Raw genomic sequence first — 17,026 nt, forward strand, 5'->3', positions numbered from 1 at the left:
TTGTTCACGTTCAGGGGGCTGTCGTCAGCATAGAAGCGAAGCCGTGCCGGTACGTGGGGTAGCCGAGTTCGCCCATGAGCGAGCCGAAGCGAGTTCCGTCGATCCGTTTGCCGCTCGGCTTCTCGTCGTCGGCATGGCCGGGGACGGGCACGCCGAGGCGGCCGGCGATGAAGGCGGCGACGTCGCCCATCTGGGCAGGAAGCGAATCGACAGCGTGGACCAGGTCCGGCGGTTCCGAGCCGAGTGCCAAGCGCTCGAGGCCGAGAACGAGGTCGTCTCGGTGGATGCGATTCGTCCACCGCTGATGGTTGAACCGCTGGCCGCGTCGCACGGAGTCGATGAGGCGGGTGCGGCCAGGTCCGTAGATACCAGCCGGGCGGACGATCGTGAGGTGGTCGAAGAGCTCGGCCGCCTCGGACTCGGCCGCAGCGAGGACCTCACCAGGCCCGGACCCTGGGGCGAGTGGAGCGTCTTCGGTGATCACACGCGTCGGGTCCTCTGCAAGGACACGCGTGGAGGAAACCAGGACGACTCGGCCCGGCTGTGACCCGAGCACGCGGGTGAGACCTCTCAGCCCGTGGAGGTAGGCCCGTTCGTATCCGGTCCGAGTCGGTTCGTCCGAAGTCAGAGTGATCACGACCGCATCGAGGGCGTCCAGTCGCGGATCGCTGCGGTCCGCGGCATCGACCCTATCGCGGCCGGGAGCTCCGAATCCGGAGAGGTCCATACTGATCGTCTCAAAGGCGTCGGGCAGTTCGGCGACGCGTCGGCGCAGTCCGATCACCCGGTGCCCCTGGTCGACCAGTCGCAGGCCCAGCCGTGTGCCCAGGTCTCCGCACCCGGCCATGAGAATCCTGCGTCCGTTCGTCGTGCTCATTTCGCCTCACTCTTCATCCGGTCATAGGCGGCCAATGCCGCCTGGCGCGATGCCTTGAGATCGACGATCGGCTCGCGATCACCCTGCGAGCGTTCCGCCCGAGTGAGACCGCCCGGACCGCGGCCCAACCACCTGCCCACGTACTCGTAGTCGGGATCGAAACGCTCACGTTGGCGTTCGGGATTGAAGATCCGAAAATATGGAGCCGCATCGGCTCCGCACCCGGCCACCCATTGCCACGAGACCGGGTTGTTGGCTTCATCGGCGTCGACCAGCGTGTCCCAGAACCACTGCTCGCCGTGCCACCAGTGGATCAGCAGATTCTTCGTGAGAAAGCTCGCCGTGGCCATCCGCACTCGATTGTGCATCCATCCGGTCTGCCACAGCTGAGCCATGCCGGCGTCGACGAGGTCGATCCCGGTCGTGCCGCTGCACCAGTGGTCGAGTGCCTCGAGGTCGTCCTCATAGGGGAAGGACGCGAATTCAGGTCGCATCGGTTCGGATTCGACGGCCGGCAGGTGATAGGTCAGGTGCCAGGAGAACTCCCGCCAGTAGAGCTGCCGGATCCATGCCTGCCGATCATCGTCCCTCACCTCCGGTATGTCCAGGGCCGCTGCCAGCAGCTGGCGGGGGGAGAGTTCGCCGAAGCGCAGTCGCGGCGACAGGCCTGACGTGCTGTCAGGGTCTGCGGGGACATCGTGAGAATCTGCGTAGCCGTCGAGCCCGTCGCTCAAGCAGTCGAGCTCACGGGCCGCTTCCCTGCACCCGGGGTTCCAGTGCCCGGCCACGGTCGTCCGCCACCACTGTGGAGTCCTCGCCGAGGCGAAGCTGCCCGAGCCCGTGTCGGTCCCGTCGAGAAGACCGAGATCGTCGAGGTCGCGCACCCAGGAGTGATTGTCCAGATGCTTACGGTCTGCCTGCGTCAGGGGGCTCTGTTCGTCGGGCAGCGGCAGGACCTCTCCGACCTCGCGATCGCGCACAGCGTTGAAGAACGGCGTGAAGACCTTGTAGAAGTCACCGCCCTGCGGGCTGACCGTCCAAGGCTCGACGAGCAGCGCGCCGGTATGGGAGTGCACGGCACGACCGGCATCAGCCAGGTCCGTCTTGATCTGCGCGTCGAGGCGACGTGCAGCCGGCGCATAACGGCGCGACCAGCGCACAGCATCGACTTTCAGGTCCGCAGCCGCCTGCGGGACGATGTCGGCGGCCGAGCCGGCTGCGAAGAGCAGCGGGATGCCGAGCTGTGCGAGTTCGGTCTCCAGGACGCGCAGCGATTCGTGCGCCCACCACCGGGCCGCCCCGCCTAACGGGCGTGGGCCCAGGCCATCGTCGCCGCGGCACTCCCTGATCCAGAGGCCGATCACCTGCCCGTCGCCGCAGGCCGCTGACAGGGCCTCGTGGTCCTCGACGCGCAGGTCGTCGCGAAACCAGACGAGGGTGAGGGACTCGCGGTCGTGGCTCATCGGCAGACTCCTCTCACTGCTGGTTCGCCCAGCCGGCATTTACACCAAAGTGTAGTATCCGAGCAGGGTTACTGGATTGTGAGGACGTCAGCTGCTGGTCGAGTAGACCTGCTGCGAGCCCCCGGCGCGGGTGCGGTTGCGGCGACGAGTCTCGGGGCTGGTGCCGCGGGATTCGGACGCGCGGTGGCTGCTCGGCTGACGACTCGAAGATTCCGCGCGCTGACCGCCCGAGCGGCCATTGCCGGAGCGGCCGCCGCGGGAGTTCTCGCGGCTGCGGTCGCTGCCGCCGTTGCCGGCCTCACCGCGACCCGAGCTTCCGCCGCGGCCGCCACGGCCGCCTCGGCGACGGCGGGATGAACGACCATTCGACGTGGAAGGTTCGGTCTTCTTGCGCGGCTGGACGGGTTCCTTCGGCTGCGGGGCGACGAACTCGGCGATCTCACCGACGAGCTCGGTCACCTCGGGGGACTCTGCGTTGACCTTCTGCGGGGTCGCCTTGATGGCGGCCTTGCGCAGGAGGATCTGGGTGTCCTTGCGCTCTTCGGCGGTCATCACCGTGACGACGTCACCGGCGCTGCCGGCACGCGCGGTGCGACCGGAGCGGTGCAGGTACGCCTTGTGCTCGGTCGGGGGATCGACGTGGACGACGAGCTCGACGGAGTCGACGTGGACGCCGCGGGCGGCGATGTCTGTGGCCACGAGGACCTTCGCGTCACCATTCGTGAAGGCGGCGAGGTTGCGGTCGCGCGCACCCTGGGACAAGTTGCCGTGGAGGTCAACAGCGGGGATTCCGGCTGCCGTGAGCTGGCGGGCGAAGCGCTTGGCCCGGTGCTTCGTGCGGGTGAAGAGGATGCGGCGGCCCGTGCCGGAGGCGAGCTTGTGTACGAGTTCGTTCTTGTCGTCGACCGACACCTCGAACACGTGGTGGGTCATGGCCGAAACGTGGGAGGTCGCCTCATCCACGGAGTGGAGGACCTCGTTGTGGAGGAAACGACGGACGAGCTTGTCGACGTCGTTGTCCAAGGTGGCGGAGAAGAACATCCGCTGGCCCTCAGCCGGGGTCTGGTTGAGGATTCGGGTGACTCCGGGCAGGAACCCGAGGTCAGCCATGTGGTCGGCCTCGTCGAGGATGGTGACCTCGATGTTCTCGAGCGTGAGGATGTCCTGCTGGAGCAGGTCCTCGAGGCGGCCGGGGCAGGCCACGACGATGTCGACTCCGGCCTTGAGTGCGACCTCCTGGCGACGCTGCTTGACGCCGCCGAAGATCGTCGTCGTCCGCAAGCCCACGGCCTTGGCCAACGGGTCGATGACCTCGGTGATCTGCGTGGCGAGCTCACGGGTGGGAGCGAGCACGAGTCCGCGCGGATGGCGGAACTTCTGCGACCCCTTGCCGGATTCGGCCAGTCGGGCGACGAGCGGAATGGAGAACGCCAGGGTCTTGCCGGACCCGGTCTTTCCGCGGCCGAGCACATCGCGGCCGGCCAGCGTGTCGGGCAGAGTGTCCTGCTGGATCGGGAAGGCCTGGGTCTTGCCCTCCTTGCTCAGCGTGTCGACCAGTTTCTGGGGGACACCGAGCTCGGCGAAAGTGGTCGGGGCTGGGGAGGCCTTCTTCGTGCGATTGCCCGAGGCGTCGGCCGCGGTTGTGGCGGTGTTTCTATTGCTGCCTCCGCGGGTGCGGGTGCTGCGGGGATTTGTGTGAGTCTGTGACGTAGTGATGGGGTGGCCCTTCGACGTGCCGGAGGGCGTGCCGGTGCCGTGAATAGGTGGCAGGCAGCCGCTTCCGGTCATGGAATGAGCGCTGTCGGCGCTCTCGATCGCCGAGAGAAAACGGCTTCGGAAATGCGCGGGTTCTTTCACCCAGCTGCAGAGACGAGGCGTCCTGACGACGCAGGGAACCCGAAAACGGGTTCGCAGGTGATTACAGTATAGCCCCGGCGGTGCGTGAGACAGAATCCGCGGGTTTCGCGGCGGGCACGGAAACAGGCTCGGAGACTGCGGCGACCGGCCGTCGGCGTGCTCTGCGGTGCCCGGTCACCCATGCGGAGAGCGCCACCGACGCCCCGCCGATGCCGATGCCCGCGATGTCGTCGAGGATGTAATGCCATCCGAAGTAGAGGGTGGCCACGACCGTCACACCGAAGAAGATCCAGGTGAACGCTCGAACGGCGCGATGCTGTTTCGTCAGCGTCATGAACAGAGCAGCGGCGAAGGTGACGGAGACGTGAAGCGATGCGAACGCGGCGACACCCTGGATGGAGTCACTGCCGATCGGGTTGCTCAGGTAGTCGAGGCGAGTGTCGATGAGTGACTCCTGGAGCTCACTGACTCCGGTGGCCGGCAGCGCCCGGAAGACCTCGGGGTGGCTGAACACGGGACCGACCGACGGCAGGAGGTAGTAGCTGACGGTGCCGAGCACCCAATTGAGACTCAACATCGTCGTATACCAAGCGCCGACGGCGAGTCTGCGATTGAGCACGAGGACCGCGCCGAGGCTGATCGGAATGAGCGGCAGGTAGGCGAGGTAGGCGATCGACAGGAGGTTCGCCGCGATGCCGGTGCCGAGGAGTTCGTGCAGGAGTACGGCCGGAGTGTTCCCGCCCATGAGCCACTGGTCGAGGCGGAACAGCTGCTGATCGAAGAGGGTACCCTCGCGGTACACCGGCAGCACGCTCTTGAGATTGCGGTAGGCCACGTAGCAGACGTAGAAACTCAGCAGCCCGGCGCCGATGCACAGCAGCCGGTGGGTGTTCCACTCCTTCTTAGCGATGTCGACGACAGACGTCGGCAGATTTCGCCACCCGCTTCGCCTCACCGTTTCCACGATCAGCCCGGCGCCGATGAATCCGAGAACCAGCAGAGGCAGACGGATGTATGAGGGGCCGAGGAATCCGTCGGGGTCCCGCAACGGGAGATCGAGGAAGAGGGAGGAGAACACGGCGGCCGCTCCGACGAGGAGAGCGAGCACCATGGCAAAAGTGTAGGGCCAACGTCGCAATCTGGTCATCGGAACATCGTAGTGATTCACTTTTAGTACATCTTCGGATTTTCCTCGGAAGCCGCTGACCGGAGCCCCGTCTCGCCCGCGCCGGAGGGGCAGAACAGAATGGTCCACCCACTGTGCGGCTCGCGGCATTAGTGTTGGTCCATGACAGAAGGTCCATTGAACGCGCCCCCGAATCGCGATGACCCGATACCCGAGGGACTCAGACTCGGTGCCCGCTTCACCGGATACCTGCTGGTGATCATCGCGGGAATCACAGTCGCGATCTTCGTGGCACTGCAGGTCGCACAGATCGTCGTTCCATTCCTGGCCGGCCTCGTCCTCTCTGCCCTCCTGGTCCCCATGTCGACGTTCCTGCAGCGGCATCGGTGGCCGAAATGGTTGGCGGTGGTCACCGTCTGGGTGGTCGTCCTCGGCCTGTTGGCCGGGCTCGTCCTCCTCATCACCTTTCAGATCAGAAGTGAGATACCTGAGATCCAGAATCAGGTGGCGACGACCCTGGACGCGGCGAAGCAGCTCTTGGCCACGCAGCCGTTCGGAATCACCGAAGCCAAGCTCAATGATCTCGTCGATTCCTCGGGGAAGTGGCTGCAGGACAACGCCGCCGGTCTCGGCTCCGGTGCCGCCGAGGTGGGCACGACGGCGGCTCATGTCATCGAAGGCGTCATCATCATCCTGTTCGTCACCCTCTTCGCGCTCATCGACGGGCGCGGCATCTGGACCTGGGTCGTCAACATCTGGCCGAAGAAGGCGCATGCGCGGATCTTCGCGGCCGGTGAGGCCGGTTGGAAGACGCTGACGAACTTCATTCGGATCCAGCTCGTCGTCGCGGCCAGCGATGCGATCGGAATCGGAGTGGGTGCTCTGATCCTCGGCGTCCCCTTGGCGGTGCCGATCGCCATGGTGGTCTTCCTCGGTGCCTTCGTGCCGTTCGTCGGAGCGATCGTGGGCGGAGCGGTCGCGGTGGGCTTGGCGCTGCTCTTCAACGGGTGGGTGCACGGCCTGATCATGCTCGGGATCGTCGTCGTCGTCCAACAGCTCGAAAGCCACGTTCTGCAGCCGTGGCTGACAGGGCCCACGGTGAAGATCCACCCCCTGGCTGTGATCCTCGGGGTGACAGGGGGAGCAGCGGTGGCGGGCATCGCCGGGGCCTTCTTCTCCGTGCCGGTCATCGCGACTCTCAATGCGATGATCCACGCGGCCAAAGACTACAGAGTGGGACAGCGTTGAGACGGGCCGGGCCACGGTTGAACCGATTGCAGATCGTCAGGGGTGCGCTTCGGCGTCTGCGCGACGACGAGTGCCTCGACAGAGCTGCCGGGCTGAGCTTCTATGCTCTGCTCTCTGCTGCCCCGGCGATCCTCGCCATGGTGTCGCTGCTCGGCGTGGTCGGGGAAGCCGAGTCGACCACGAAGGCGGTGCTCTCCCTGGTTCACCGACTCTCTGTTGAAGCGGCCACGGTGATCCGCCCGTTCATCGTCGAACTCACCGAGTCGTCCTCGGCCGGAGTCACCCTCATCGGCAGCCTGCTGCTGGCGATCTGGTCGTCGTCGAAATACATCGGCGCGCTCGGTCGTGCGCTGAACGCTGTCTACCGGGTCGAGGAGACTCGGCCGTACTGGAAGTTCAAGCCGCTCATGCTCCTGATGACCGTGGTCACGCTTATCGTCCTGGCCGCTCTGGGGCTGCTGCTCGTGCTGTCCGGGCCCATCGCCGAAACGCTCGGCGAGCTCATCGGAATGGGCGCGACTGCCTTGTTGATCTGGAACGTGGTCAGATGGCCGGTCTTCGTCTTCTTCGTCATGCTGCTCATCGCCCTGCTCTACTACGTGACCCCGAACGTCAGGCGGTCGAAGTTCCGGTGGGCCAGCCTCGGTGCGTTCGTCGCGCTGTTCGTGCTGCTTGCCGTGTCGGCCTGCTTCGTGCTCTACATCAACAACTTCAGCAGCTACAACGTCACCTATGGGTCGATCGGGGGAGTGATCGTCGGGCTCGCCTGGGTGTGGATGGTCAACCTCTCGCTGCTCCTCGGCGCCGAGTTCGACTCTGAGATCGAACGCGAGCGGCAACGGCAGTCCGACGGTGACGCAGACGTGCTGTTCCGACGGCCGACGCGAGGCGTTCATTCGGATCGCGGCAGCCAGGAGCGTTTTGCTGACGGCAGTCACGGCAGCCCTGGGCGAAGGAACCAGGTCACGGGCCGCTGACTGGAAACCCGTCTCGTCCGCGCCCGCTGGGCGCCGTCCGCACGAATCAGTTCAGATGGTGTGCAGCGAAAGCCGCAGCGTTGTGGAGCACCGTGGTTGTGTCGTCGAGGATCCGACCGAAGTGGAGGAACGAGTGGAGCACATGCGGATACTCCTCGAAGCGGACGTCGTTGCCTGCCCGCTGCAGGGTCCTGGCCAATGCCCGGCTGTCATCGCGCAGCGGATCGAGCCCGGCGGCCGCGACGAACACCGGCGGCAGACCGGACAGATCGGCGGTGAGGTGTGCGATGAACGGTGAATGTTCGTCCTTCGGGGTCGGCAGGTAGTCGTCGAGGAGGTTGCTGAGGTCGTGGATGCCCATTCCGTCCCAGTCGCCGCCGTAGAGCCTGCGACTGGCCGAGTCGTTGAGACCGTGGCTGCCGTAGATGGGCAGAAGGGCGCGCAGAGCCGAGAAGCTCGCGGGACTCGCCCCGACGGTCTCCGGTTCGTCGCGCAGAAGCAGACCTGCGCCGAGGGTGAGCACCGCCCCAGCCGAATCTCCGGAGATGGCCAGACGTGCGCCGTCGATGCCGAAATCCTCACCGTGGCCGGCGAGGTGGTCAACGACCCCGGCACACTCGTGCAGTGCCTGCGGGAACTTCACCTCCGGCGACAGCGAATAGTCGACTCCGATCACGGCGAAGCCGCCGGCCGCGGCGAGCACGCGCATGATCCGGTCATGTGTATCGAGGTCACCGAGGCTGAACCCACCGCCGTGGAGGAACAGGAGACCGGGCAGGACCGCCTCGGCGGTGGGGCGATGGATGCGGATCGGAACGTCGATCCCGGCTGTGCGGATGTGGTGGTCATCCGTGCGGCTCATGGTCGGGCCACCTTCGTTCCACAGCGTGCGTTCGGTCCGGTACTCGGCGCGTTTCGCGGCCCAGGATCGAGCGGCGGGGGAGAGGTCACTTTGAGCAGCGGCAAAATCTTCGCCGGCTCGGCGGCACGCGTCGGCCCGAGTGGCCTGGACAGCCATCACCTCGCGCATCTGCGGCGACATCGATGCCACGATGTCGGCAGGAATGGTGGCCAGAAGCGCATCTGTGAGCGCGGGGTCGACGGTCACGCCGGGAATCATCAGCCTCATCCTTGGTCGGGGGCAATGATTCCCAGCTTAGCGAGGCGGCACCTGCCGCTGCGGGGAGGGGTGGTGTCGGTCGGCGGGGTTCAACTCGCGGCGGTTGATACAGCACGCGGCTGATTTCATCCTTTTAGAGGATGTGCTCGACCGGTTGAGGTGCATAAGCTCGCTATGGTGGGGAAGAACCCCTCCTGGAATCACTGTGGAGATTTTCTTGAAGAGTGCCTTCCGACGCCTCGTGGCTGTGTCGGCAGTATCCGGCGTGGGCGCGGTCGCATATTTCGTCGGTTCTGGACGATTCGACTACGCGGCGCACTACCTCGCAGGTGCAGGAGGCACACTGGCACTCATCGCCGCGGTGAACGTCGCATGGCGCCTATTGGAAAGCCAATGGCCGTCAGCATTCTCAGACTCAGCACCGGGCATCATGGTGGCTACGCTCGCCTCTATCGGATTCGGCCTGGTTGCTGAGTTCACAGTATTTGCAGCGCCAGTCGCTGACATCGTCGACATCGTGCACCAGTCTCTGGGTGCAATTGTCGTCGGCATAGCCTGCATCGCCTTTCAGTCGAGCCACCGGTCGTGGGCTGCTGTCCTCGTCACCGAACTGGTTGCAGCAGGGGTGGGCGCCGTGATGATTGCTGTAGGAGCGGTCCTTGTCGGAGTCATCTGATCTCATGAGCAAGAACACACGTGCGCGGATAGTGAGCGTCATTGGGCTCGGGGTCGTGGGCATCGCGTTGATCATCCTCGGGTCGGTGACTTCATGGCAGCGCACGCTGATCCCTGGTTCATTCGACGGCGAAGTGCAGAACATCGTCACCTACGAAGTCGATCAACCCGGGGTCGACGACTGGGTGAGTCTGAGCATCGGCGGTCATGAGACCACCACAGGAAACGATGCACTCGTATGCATGGAAGAAGGCTCGATTATCACGAAGGCCGCATTTTCACGCCACGTCTTCGTCGATGGGCAGCAGTGCGAGCTTCCTTTCCCACGTCAGGCACTGACGGATTCTGTCGTGCCACTTCTGCTTGTCGGGGTTCTTGTACTCTTTGGGGTGCCTCTGCGTACTCGCCGAAACTCCGAGCCTCAGCTGGACGACGAATCATGAAGCCCGCTGCTGCGGATATTCTTTCACCCAGACGTCACAGACGGTTTCACTGTCGCAAGTGTGACGACATCAATGGGCTGTTCGACCGAGTAGGTGCTGTTTCGGAATAACCGTAGGTCTTGGATGTTATGAAGATGGGATTGCTTGACCGGGTGCTCGACTACCCGGAGCGACCCTTTCTGACCACAGACTCTGCAGGAGCGAAACCGTGACCGACAGCGATGAGACCGGAGGCACGCAGCCGAACGAGACATCGACCGGCGAAGTGCCGAACAATGTCGCCTCTCCCGAGAAGCTGCGCACCGATCACATGCGCCGGCACGAAACCGACCACGATATTCCGTGGTCCCTGCCGATCGTCGTGCGTCGGTCCAAGACCGCCATCGCCCGCCATATCGACGTCCTCGAGGCCACCGCTCGTGCCGTCGTGACTTTCCTTGACGATCCGCGCTCGCGGCCGGGCGGGGAATGGAACGGGGCCGTCGAATACTGGCGTGACGGAGCCATCCGCAAGGTGGTGCGCCGCGGTGACGGGAAGAAGCTCGAGGACGCACGGGCACTCGGGTGCGTGAGCGTGACCTTCGGCGGCACCGACGATTTCGCTCCCGCCGAGGCGCTCGTGTTTGAGCCGGGTCCGGTCGAGCCCCTGCCACCGGAGCTGAAGAAGCTGCAGGTCGGCGGCACCGAATTCCCGGATGAGGGCGAATCCTCGATCCCCGCCGCTGAGGCGGTCGTGACGATCGAGCTCTCGCCCGAGCTGACGCTGACGACTGGGAAGGCCGCCGCACAATGCGGTCATGCTGCGCAGCTGGCGTTCGAGCAGATGCCCGATGAGGTGCGCGACCGCTGGCGTGAGTCGGGCTTCAGTCTGCGCGTGCAGACTGCGACGAAGGACGCGTGGGCGGCGAACGACCAGCAGATCAGCGTCGTCGACGCGGGTTTCACCGAAGTCGACGGCCCCACGGAAACCGTCCGCGCCCGTTGGTGAGTTCGTGACCCACCCTCATGGTCCGCGGTGAAACGGGAAGTGGGGAAGCCGCCTCGGTGAGGGGTGGCCGGGATCAGTTTCGGGAAAGCTCAGGCTTCGTTGAGATCTTCGACCTCGTCTTCGGTCAGCGGCCGCGTCTTCGTGCCGTTGCCGAATTCGTCCAGGTAGATGACGTGTTTGACCATCTCGCCGGTCTCTTCGTCCTCGACTTCGATGATGTCACCGGGTTGGGTCGCTGGCTGGTAGAAATCCTCATTGACTCCGGTCATCGTGACCACCTCCTATAGGTATGTTCACCATACGATGCTGTGATCTGAGTCTCAAGGGATCCCCCTTACTACCTGACGGGGGCCCAGCAACCTGGCGCCAGGTTGCTGGGCCCCCGTCAGGTAGCAATAGAGGGTCTTCAGGGTGCGGAATCGGTAGTCTGAGTTCATGGAACGACAGAGATTTCACTTGTCCGGAGGTCGCGATCGCAATGTCGCCGAGGAGGCCCGTCCCGGAGAGGACGAGTTCCGCATCGATATCGAACGGATCCGGTTCTCCCCGTTCTTCTCCCGCCTGGCTTCAGTCACCCAGGTCATTCCGCAGGCCGGTTCCGGCACCGTCATCCACAACCGGCTGACGCATTCGCTCAAGGTCTCCGCGGTGGCCCGGTCGATCGCGATCACGTTGAACAACGCTGACGAAGGGACTCGGGAAACGGTCAACCGCCTCGGCGGGTGTGATCCGGTTGTCGTCCAGGCGGCCGCGGCCGCCCACGATCTGGGGCACCCGCCGTTCGGCCACCTCGGCGAGAAGGAACTCGACCGGGTGTCGCGGCAGGTGCTGCGCCTCGAGGACGGGTTCGAGGGGAATGCGCAGACGTTTCGGATCCTCACCGCCCTTGACAGCTGCGAGGCCACGGCGCGCGGTCTCAACCTCACACGCGCGATTCGGGCCGCGGTGCTCAAATATCCGTGGGAGCGCGCGGAATGGACCGGCGACCGGGCGTCGTCGGCGGCGCGGATGCCACGCGGGGTCGGCGACGATGTCAGTGAGGGCGCCATGAAATTCTCCGCCTACGCCACTGAGGTCGAAGAGATGGCGGACGTGCTCTCGGCGTTCCCGGCGATCGGGAAGTATCAGCAGACGCTCGAGTGCGCGGTCATGGACGTCGCTGACGACATTGCCTACGCGGTGCACGACCTGGACGACTTCTACCGGTCGAACGTACTGCAGTACACGGCTGTGTCCGCTGAGCTCGGGCGGTGGCTGCGCGATCATCGCGAGTTGGCGGCCCTGGACGCTGCGGAGTTGGATCGACGCCGTCCCGGCCATGCCCTCGAAGCAATCCGGCGACACATCGGGGAGAAGGACCCGTGGGTCGCCTCGGAGGAGGCGTTCCGGGAGTCGGTGGAGCGGGTCAACCGGGATCTCGTCGAGGGACTCCTCGGCGTCCCCTACGACGGGGGATTTGAAGCGGATCGGGCGGTCACCGGGTTCACCCGGCGGTGGATCAACCGGTTGCAGGCCTCGATCGTCGTCGATCCGGACCCGCATATCCGCAGCGGTCACGTGCGGCTGAGCCAGGAGGCTTGGCACGATGTCGTGGTGCTGAAATTCGTGCATTCGCGGTTCGTGCTCGAACGGTCTGACCTGGCCGTGTATCAGCGTGGGCAGACGCGGATCATCGCGTCCCTGGTCGAGGGATTCCACGAGTGGCTGCTCGACCCGGATGAAGCCACGCGGATTCCCCGGCGCCTGGTCGATTCCGTCGAGGCGGCCACGCAGGAGTATTCGGATCTGTACGCGCGCAACCCTCAAGCGCTGGGGGAGGAAGGCGCGGCCGGGATCGTCAGGCGTGGTCGGGCACGGGCGGTCGTGGACTATATCGCCTCGTTCACCGATGCGCAGGCGATGTCGGTCAACGCCCTGATCACCGGTGCCTCGGAAGAGCCGTGGGAGGCCGGGCGCGGGTTGTAGTCTTTGGGCCGCCCGGGTTGGGGCTTGCTACGATCTCTTGTCCGGGGTCGTGGCCCACCTCGGCGCTGGCCATTGCCGAACACCTCGTCGGCATCATCGACGGGTGATGATGCCGGTGCCGGGCCTCGACGACGAAGGGCCGCCTGCCCGACCGTGAGGACGGGGAGGCGGCCCGAAGACCAGAGAGGCTGCTCAGCCGCACCGACTCACTTGGGAGTGCGGGTCTCTGCGCTGATGAACCAGGCCTGCTGCTCGAGTTGGGCGATGTAGCTGTGGAAGATGTCGGCGGTGGTCGGATCCGCCGAGTCGACCTCGTCATGGCAGTCACGCATGGACGCCACGGTTGCCTCGATCGACGCGACCATGTGGTCGATCGCGTCGTGGGTGCTGATCTCTCCGTTCGGGAACTCCGGCAGCCCTGTCTGTTCGGCGATCACCGCGGGGCGACCGTCCGGAGAGGCGTGGAGGGCACGCATGCGTTCAGCGATCTCATCGCTGCCTGCACGGGCGATGTCCGTGAGTTCGTCGAGGTTGAGGTGGAGGTCTCGGAAGTTCGTGCCCACGATATTCCAATGCGCCTGCTTGGCGGTCAGGCTCAGAGCGATGAAGTCGACCAGAACCGTTTGGAGGTTCTTGGTCAGGGCGTCGGAGGCGATGAAGCCGCGTTCGGCGTTCTCGCGGGTTGTCTTCTCTGCGCCATGGGGGTCGGGAACTGTCACTGACTGTGTCATGATTTTTGCTCCTGTTCTCTCCGGTTTCGCGTTGCCGGAGTCTATGACCACCATAACGCTGCCGCAGATGACGCGTAACCCCCGTCAGTTCCTACCAGTCTCATCGTCCTGAGGAAGGTGACCGGTGGAGCTCGACGCAGACGGGCGATCGCCCAAGTCGAATCTGAACTACACGGCCGAACGCGTATTCTGATACCGACGTGTTGAAGAGACGAAGGAGGACGCGGTCAATGGCAGTTATGGTGACCGGCGGAGCAGGCTACATCGGTTCGCACGTGGTGCGGTTGCTCACCCAACGCGGTGACGACGTCCTCGTCGTCGACGATTTCTCCACCGGGATCGGCGCTCGCGTCGAGGGGCTGCCCGTGGTCCATCTCGACCTGGCCGCAGCGGATGCTGCCGACCGACTCGTCGAGGCGATCAGGGAACACGGCGTCGACTCGATCATCCACTTCGCCGCAAAGAAGCAGGTCGGCGAATCCGTCGCGGAACCGGTCATGTACTACCGGCAGAACATCGGCGGCCTGACGAACATCCTCGCCGCCGTGGAACGCACCGGGATCACCTCGCTCGTCTTCTCCTCCTCGGCCGCCACCTACGGCATGCCCGACGTCGACATGGTCGGCGAAGACCTCGACTGCCGCCCGATCAACCCCTACGGCCAGACCAAGCTCATCGGCGAATGGATGATCGACAACCAGATCACCGCCTCGCAGATGCGCGGAACGTCCTTCAACGCCGTCAAGCTGCGCTACTTCAATGTCGCCGGCGCCGGCTGGAACGAACTCGCCGACACGGCCGTCATGAACCTCATCCCGATCGTGCTCGGACGGTTGAAGGACGGCAAGGCGCCGATCATCTTCGGCGACGACTACGACACCCCCGACGGCACCTGCATCCGCGACTACGTCCACGTCAAGGACCTCGCGGAGGCCCACATCGCCGCCCTCGACTACATGAAGGCCGGTGGCACCACGGAGACCGTGTTCAACGTCGGAACCGGCACCGGAGCCTCGGTGAAGGAAGTCATCGACACCATCGCCGAGGCGACCGGCCGAGACATCGTCCCCGAAATGGGCGAGCGTCGCGCGGGAGACCCGCCGGCACTCGTCGCCGACGTCTCCCGGATCGGGGCACTGCTGAGTTGGAAGGCCGAATTCGGTCTCGAGGAGATCGTCCGCAGCGCCGTCGAGGCCGCAGGAATGCTGCCCGAACAGGAATGATGAACCAGCCGGACCCATCCGCTGCAGCGATCGACTGGGTCCGAGCTCGCTCCGCAGCGGGACAGGGCCTGCCGGCCGAGGCGCGTGTGGCACTGCATTTCCATCCCGGGGCCGATGCTTCGGGGACCGAAGTCCTGGCATCGATCCTTGATCGTGGGCAGTACGTGTCCCAATTCGTCACTGGCACGAGCAATGGGGGCCTGACCGCCTTTCCCGGTGGTGACCGATGGCATTGGGAGCGGCGGATGTTCGGCGGAGCCTATGACCAAGTGGACGTGCAGCAACGACCGGTCTATGGGGCCCTTGACCTCGACGGCGACCCCTATGGGCCGGCACCGCGGTTCGGGCCAGCCTACCTGCGTCTTCGCCCGGAGGTTCTTACGCGAGCGTCGTTCGCCTACCCGGACAGCACCTTCGGACCGGAGCTCTTCGGGGTTGCTGACCGCATGGGGCTCGTTGCCGACTTTCGTCGCGACGAGTCGGCAGACGACGCGGCCGTTGCGCCCGGAGGTGGTCTGTGTCGCGACCGTCTCGATCACTACATCGAGGCTCATGTCCACGGTGGGGTGACGGTGCCCGGAGACGTTGAGGCACTAGTCGTCGACCCCAGCTTCGACGATCATGCGGTGCTGGAGACGGCGGACCGCTGCGGTCTCGCCGTCGAGACTCATCCGGGCTATATAGCCGAGGTTGCAGAAATCGCCGTGCATCCCGAGTATCGGGGTCAGGACGTGGTCGAGCTCGCACAGCGGATCGCCGAGGTTCTGGGGAACTCAGCGCAGCTGAGACCCATCCATATCGCACACGCCCGCCGCGAGTGGAACCTCGACTGGCAGCAGCTGAAGAAGGTCTGGCACTGCCTCGCTCGGTTTGGTCGAGCCTGGTGAGACCACGCCTCACTCCACGGGTTTCATCTCGCTTTCGACAACCCATTTGTGGTTCGTCATCTCCATCTCATCTGTCTTTACGTCGACCATGTAGACGGTCTCGTCGGTCGCTGAGTCGATCGTCGCCTCGGCGCCCTTCATTCCGGGCATATGGTCGGCGGTGACGGTGGCTTTCGCGCCCTTCTCCAGCGGCGCTTCGCTCGGATCCTCAAGCTCTTCGTGGACGACCCACTTGTGATCCTCGACTGGGTCTCCGCCATCGGTCGGCGTGTAGCTGATCGAATACGTTGTCGTGTCGAACGCGCCGGAGACTTCTGCCTCGGCGCCCTTCATGCCCGGCATGTGATCGGCGGAGAGGACGACTGTGTCACCGACGTCGAACTTCGGGTCGGCGGCCTTCGTGATTCCTGCCGGTGGGTCGCCGCCGTCGGCAGCGTGTCCTTCATGTCCGCCCGATTCATGTCCGGATTCGCTGCTGTCCGTATCTTCGTGATCGGCCCCGCCTGCTTCATTCGAGGCGGATTCGTGATTGCCGTGGGAGTCCTCGCCGCCGGATTCTCGGGTGTCGTCATTCGCGGTTGAGCAACCCGCCAATGCCAGTCCGAGTGCTGCGGCGACTGCAGTGAATCGAATGGTCGGAGTGAGCTTCTTCATGAGTGGTCTCCTGATCCTGTGAGACGGTCGCGTCGGATTCGCTCGGCGGAAGATGAGAGTATCTGAGGGCATCCCATTCCTTGGGCCCGCCACGATCACCCTATACCCCTTGAGGGTATGATTGCCAAGACGACAGAGGTGCTCTGCACCCGTAATGACATGGGGAGATATATGAGAACGACGCAATTCGTGTTGGGTGCGACGGCCCTGGCTCTAGCACTGACTGGGTGTTCGGCTCCAGGGCAGGGAAGCGGGTCGTCCGCTGCATCAGGAGAGTCCGCGGCGGTGCAGCCGGGTTCGGCCGAAGCGCTGCTTGCGGATCTCGATCTGGCCGACGAAGACGTCACCGGAGTCATCGATCATCTCGATCGCCTGCCTGTCGACGAGAGGCCCACCGACCTCATGGCCTCGGTGCAGCCGGACGAGCTCGTCCTCACCGACGGGCAGGACGAGGCGACGATGGCACTGCCGGAGGGGAGGCGCTATGTGTCCATCGCTCCCTTCGTCGATGAGACACACGACTGCTTCTACCACAGCCTCACGACCTGTCTCGGTGAGTTGAGCGGGAAGGACGTCGATGTGGTGATCACCGACTCGGCGACAGGCAAAACAGTGGTGGATGACTCGACGACGACCTTCGACAACGGTTTCGTGGGCTTCTGGGTGCCATCCGACATCACCGGTACCATCGAAATCACCGCCGAGGGCAAGACCGGAACGACCGAGTTCTCGACGAGAAGCGATGGGCCCACCTGCGTGACCGACCTCGAATTGCAGTAGACACGATCAGGC

17 protein-coding genes are annotated in these 17,026 nt (G+C 64.7%); 9 read left to right on the forward strand and 8 right to left on the reverse strand.

Annotation, left to right across the window (positions count from 1 at the left end):
- Nucleotides 1–10: 10 nt before the first annotated feature.
- The 4 genes from HK353_RS01735 to HK353_RS01750 all read right to left on the reverse strand — a co-directional run bounded on the left by HK353_RS01735 (nucleotide 11) and on the right by HK353_RS01750 (nucleotide 5,308).
- The gene (locus HK353_RS01735) at nucleotides 11–877 is read right to left on the reverse strand and encodes a Rossmann-fold NAD(P)-binding domain-containing protein (protein WP_173151648.1); all 867 of its coding nucleotides are present in this window, start codon (nucleotides 875–877) and stop codon (nucleotides 11–13) included.
- The gene (locus HK353_RS01740) at nucleotides 874–2,340 is read right to left on the reverse strand and encodes a cryptochrome/photolyase family protein (protein WP_173151650.1); all 1,467 of its coding nucleotides are present in this window, start codon (nucleotides 2,338–2,340) and stop codon (nucleotides 874–876) included. Before HK353_RS01740 ends, HK353_RS01735 begins: the two co-directional genes overlap by 4 nt.
- Nucleotides 2,341–2,427: 87 nt before the next feature.
- Nucleotides 2,428–4,128 (reverse strand): DEAD/DEAH box helicase, encoded by a 1,701-nt coding sequence (locus HK353_RS01745; protein WP_173151652.1) that lies wholly within the window; start codon nucleotides 4,126–4,128, stop codon nucleotides 2,428–2,430.
- Between the two features lie 130 nt (nucleotides 4,129–4,258).
- Nucleotides 4,259–5,308 carry a phosphatase PAP2 family protein gene (locus tag HK353_RS01750; protein WP_173151654.1) on the reverse strand — a complete coding sequence of 350 codons (1,050 nt, stop codon included), beginning with the start codon at nucleotides 5,306–5,308 and terminating at the stop codon, nucleotides 4,259–4,261.
- Between the two features lie 177 nt (nucleotides 5,309–5,485).
- On the opposite strand from HK353_RS01750, the gene HK353_RS01755 reads away from it, so the two are divergent.
- Together HK353_RS01755 and HK353_RS01760 are read left to right on the forward strand one after the other, a co-directional pair.
- A complete protein-coding gene (locus tag HK353_RS01755) occupies nucleotides 5,486–6,571 on the forward strand; it encodes an AI-2E family transporter (RefSeq protein ID WP_173151656.1) in 1,086 nt (361 codons plus the stop codon).
- A gap of 26 nt (nucleotides 6,572–6,597) precedes the next feature.
- On the forward strand, nucleotides 6,598–7,548 hold the full coding sequence (locus HK353_RS01760) for a YihY/virulence factor BrkB family protein (RefSeq protein ID WP_173151658.1): 951 nt from the start codon (nucleotides 6,598–6,600) through the stop codon (nucleotides 7,546–7,548).
- 46 nt (nucleotides 7,549–7,594) lie between these two features.
- On the opposite strand, the gene HK353_RS01765 is transcribed toward HK353_RS01760, so the two are convergent.
- Nucleotides 7,595–8,668 (reverse strand): alpha/beta hydrolase fold domain-containing protein, encoded by a 1,074-nt coding sequence (locus HK353_RS01765; protein WP_245395705.1) that lies wholly within the window; start codon nucleotides 8,666–8,668, stop codon nucleotides 7,595–7,597.
- A 205-nt stretch (nucleotides 8,669–8,873) separates the two neighbouring features.
- Between HK353_RS01765 and HK353_RS01770 the strand changes: the two genes are divergently transcribed.
- The 3 genes from HK353_RS01770 to HK353_RS01780 all read left to right on the forward strand — a co-directional run bounded on the left by HK353_RS01770 (nucleotide 8,874) and on the right by HK353_RS01780 (nucleotide 10,774).
- Entirely contained in the window at nucleotides 8,874–9,344 is a 471-nt protein-coding gene (locus HK353_RS01770; protein ID WP_173151660.1) for a hypothetical protein, read from the forward strand.
- Between the two features lie 55 nt (nucleotides 9,345–9,399).
- Complete coding sequence (locus tag HK353_RS01775) at nucleotides 9,400–9,786, forward strand: hypothetical protein (RefSeq protein WP_173151662.1); 387 nt, start codon at nucleotides 9,400–9,402, stop codon at nucleotides 9,784–9,786.
- 208 nt (nucleotides 9,787–9,994) lie between these two features.
- Nucleotides 9,995–10,774, forward strand: a complete 780-nt coding sequence (locus tag HK353_RS01780; RefSeq protein WP_342589779.1) for a peptidyl-tRNA hydrolase — start codon at nucleotides 9,995–9,997, stop codon at nucleotides 10,772–10,774.
- 89 nt (nucleotides 10,775–10,863) lie between these two features.
- Here HK353_RS01780 and HK353_RS01785 read toward each other — a convergent pair whose 3' ends face one another.
- Nucleotides 10,864–11,043, reverse strand: coding sequence for a hypothetical protein (locus tag HK353_RS01785; protein WP_173151664.1), 180 nt, complete (start codon nucleotides 11,041–11,043; stop codon nucleotides 10,864–10,866).
- A gap of 166 nt (nucleotides 11,044–11,209) precedes the next feature.
- Between HK353_RS01785 and HK353_RS01790 the strand changes: the two genes are divergently transcribed.
- The gene (locus HK353_RS01790) at nucleotides 11,210–12,739 is read left to right on the forward strand and encodes a deoxyguanosinetriphosphate triphosphohydrolase family protein (RefSeq protein ID WP_173151666.1); all 1,530 of its coding nucleotides are present in this window, start codon (nucleotides 11,210–11,212) and stop codon (nucleotides 12,737–12,739) included.
- A gap of 206 nt (nucleotides 12,740–12,945) precedes the next feature.
- Here HK353_RS01790 and HK353_RS01795 read toward each other — a convergent pair whose 3' ends face one another.
- Nucleotides 12,946–13,470, reverse strand: coding sequence for a Dps family protein (locus HK353_RS01795; RefSeq protein WP_173151668.1), 525 nt, complete (start codon nucleotides 13,468–13,470; stop codon nucleotides 12,946–12,948).
- Between the two features lie 230 nt (nucleotides 13,471–13,700).
- Between HK353_RS01795 and galE the strand changes: the two genes are divergently transcribed.
- Together galE and HK353_RS01805 are read left to right on the forward strand one after the other, a co-directional pair.
- Nucleotides 13,701–14,693: a UDP-glucose 4-epimerase GalE gene (gene galE, locus HK353_RS01800; protein WP_173151670.1), complete on the forward strand. Its 993-nt coding sequence runs from the start codon at nucleotides 13,701–13,703 to the stop codon at nucleotides 14,691–14,693.
- The gene (locus HK353_RS01805) at nucleotides 14,693–15,580 is read left to right on the forward strand and encodes a DUF3626 domain-containing protein (protein WP_217278164.1); all 888 of its coding nucleotides are present in this window, start codon (nucleotides 14,693–14,695) and stop codon (nucleotides 15,578–15,580) included. Before galE ends, HK353_RS01805 begins: the two co-directional genes overlap by 1 nt.
- A gap of 9 nt (nucleotides 15,581–15,589) precedes the next feature.
- On the opposite strand, the gene HK353_RS01810 is transcribed toward HK353_RS01805, so the two are convergent.
- Nucleotides 15,590–16,234: a YdhK family protein gene (locus tag HK353_RS01810; RefSeq protein ID WP_173151674.1), complete on the reverse strand. Its 645-nt coding sequence runs from the start codon at nucleotides 16,232–16,234 to the stop codon at nucleotides 15,590–15,592.
- Between the two features lie 285 nt (nucleotides 16,235–16,519).
- On the opposite strand from HK353_RS01810, the gene HK353_RS01815 reads away from it, so the two are divergent.
- Entirely contained in the window at nucleotides 16,520–17,014 is a 495-nt protein-coding gene (locus tag HK353_RS01815) for a CueP family metal-binding protein (RefSeq protein ID WP_342589780.1), read from the forward strand.
- Nucleotides 17,015–17,026: the final 12 nt, after the last annotated feature.

The sequence above is a fragment of the Brevibacterium permense genome, assembly GCF_013280495.1.
Taxonomy (GTDB): Bacteria; Actinomycetota; Actinomycetes; order Actinomycetales; family Brevibacteriaceae; genus Brevibacterium; species Brevibacterium permense.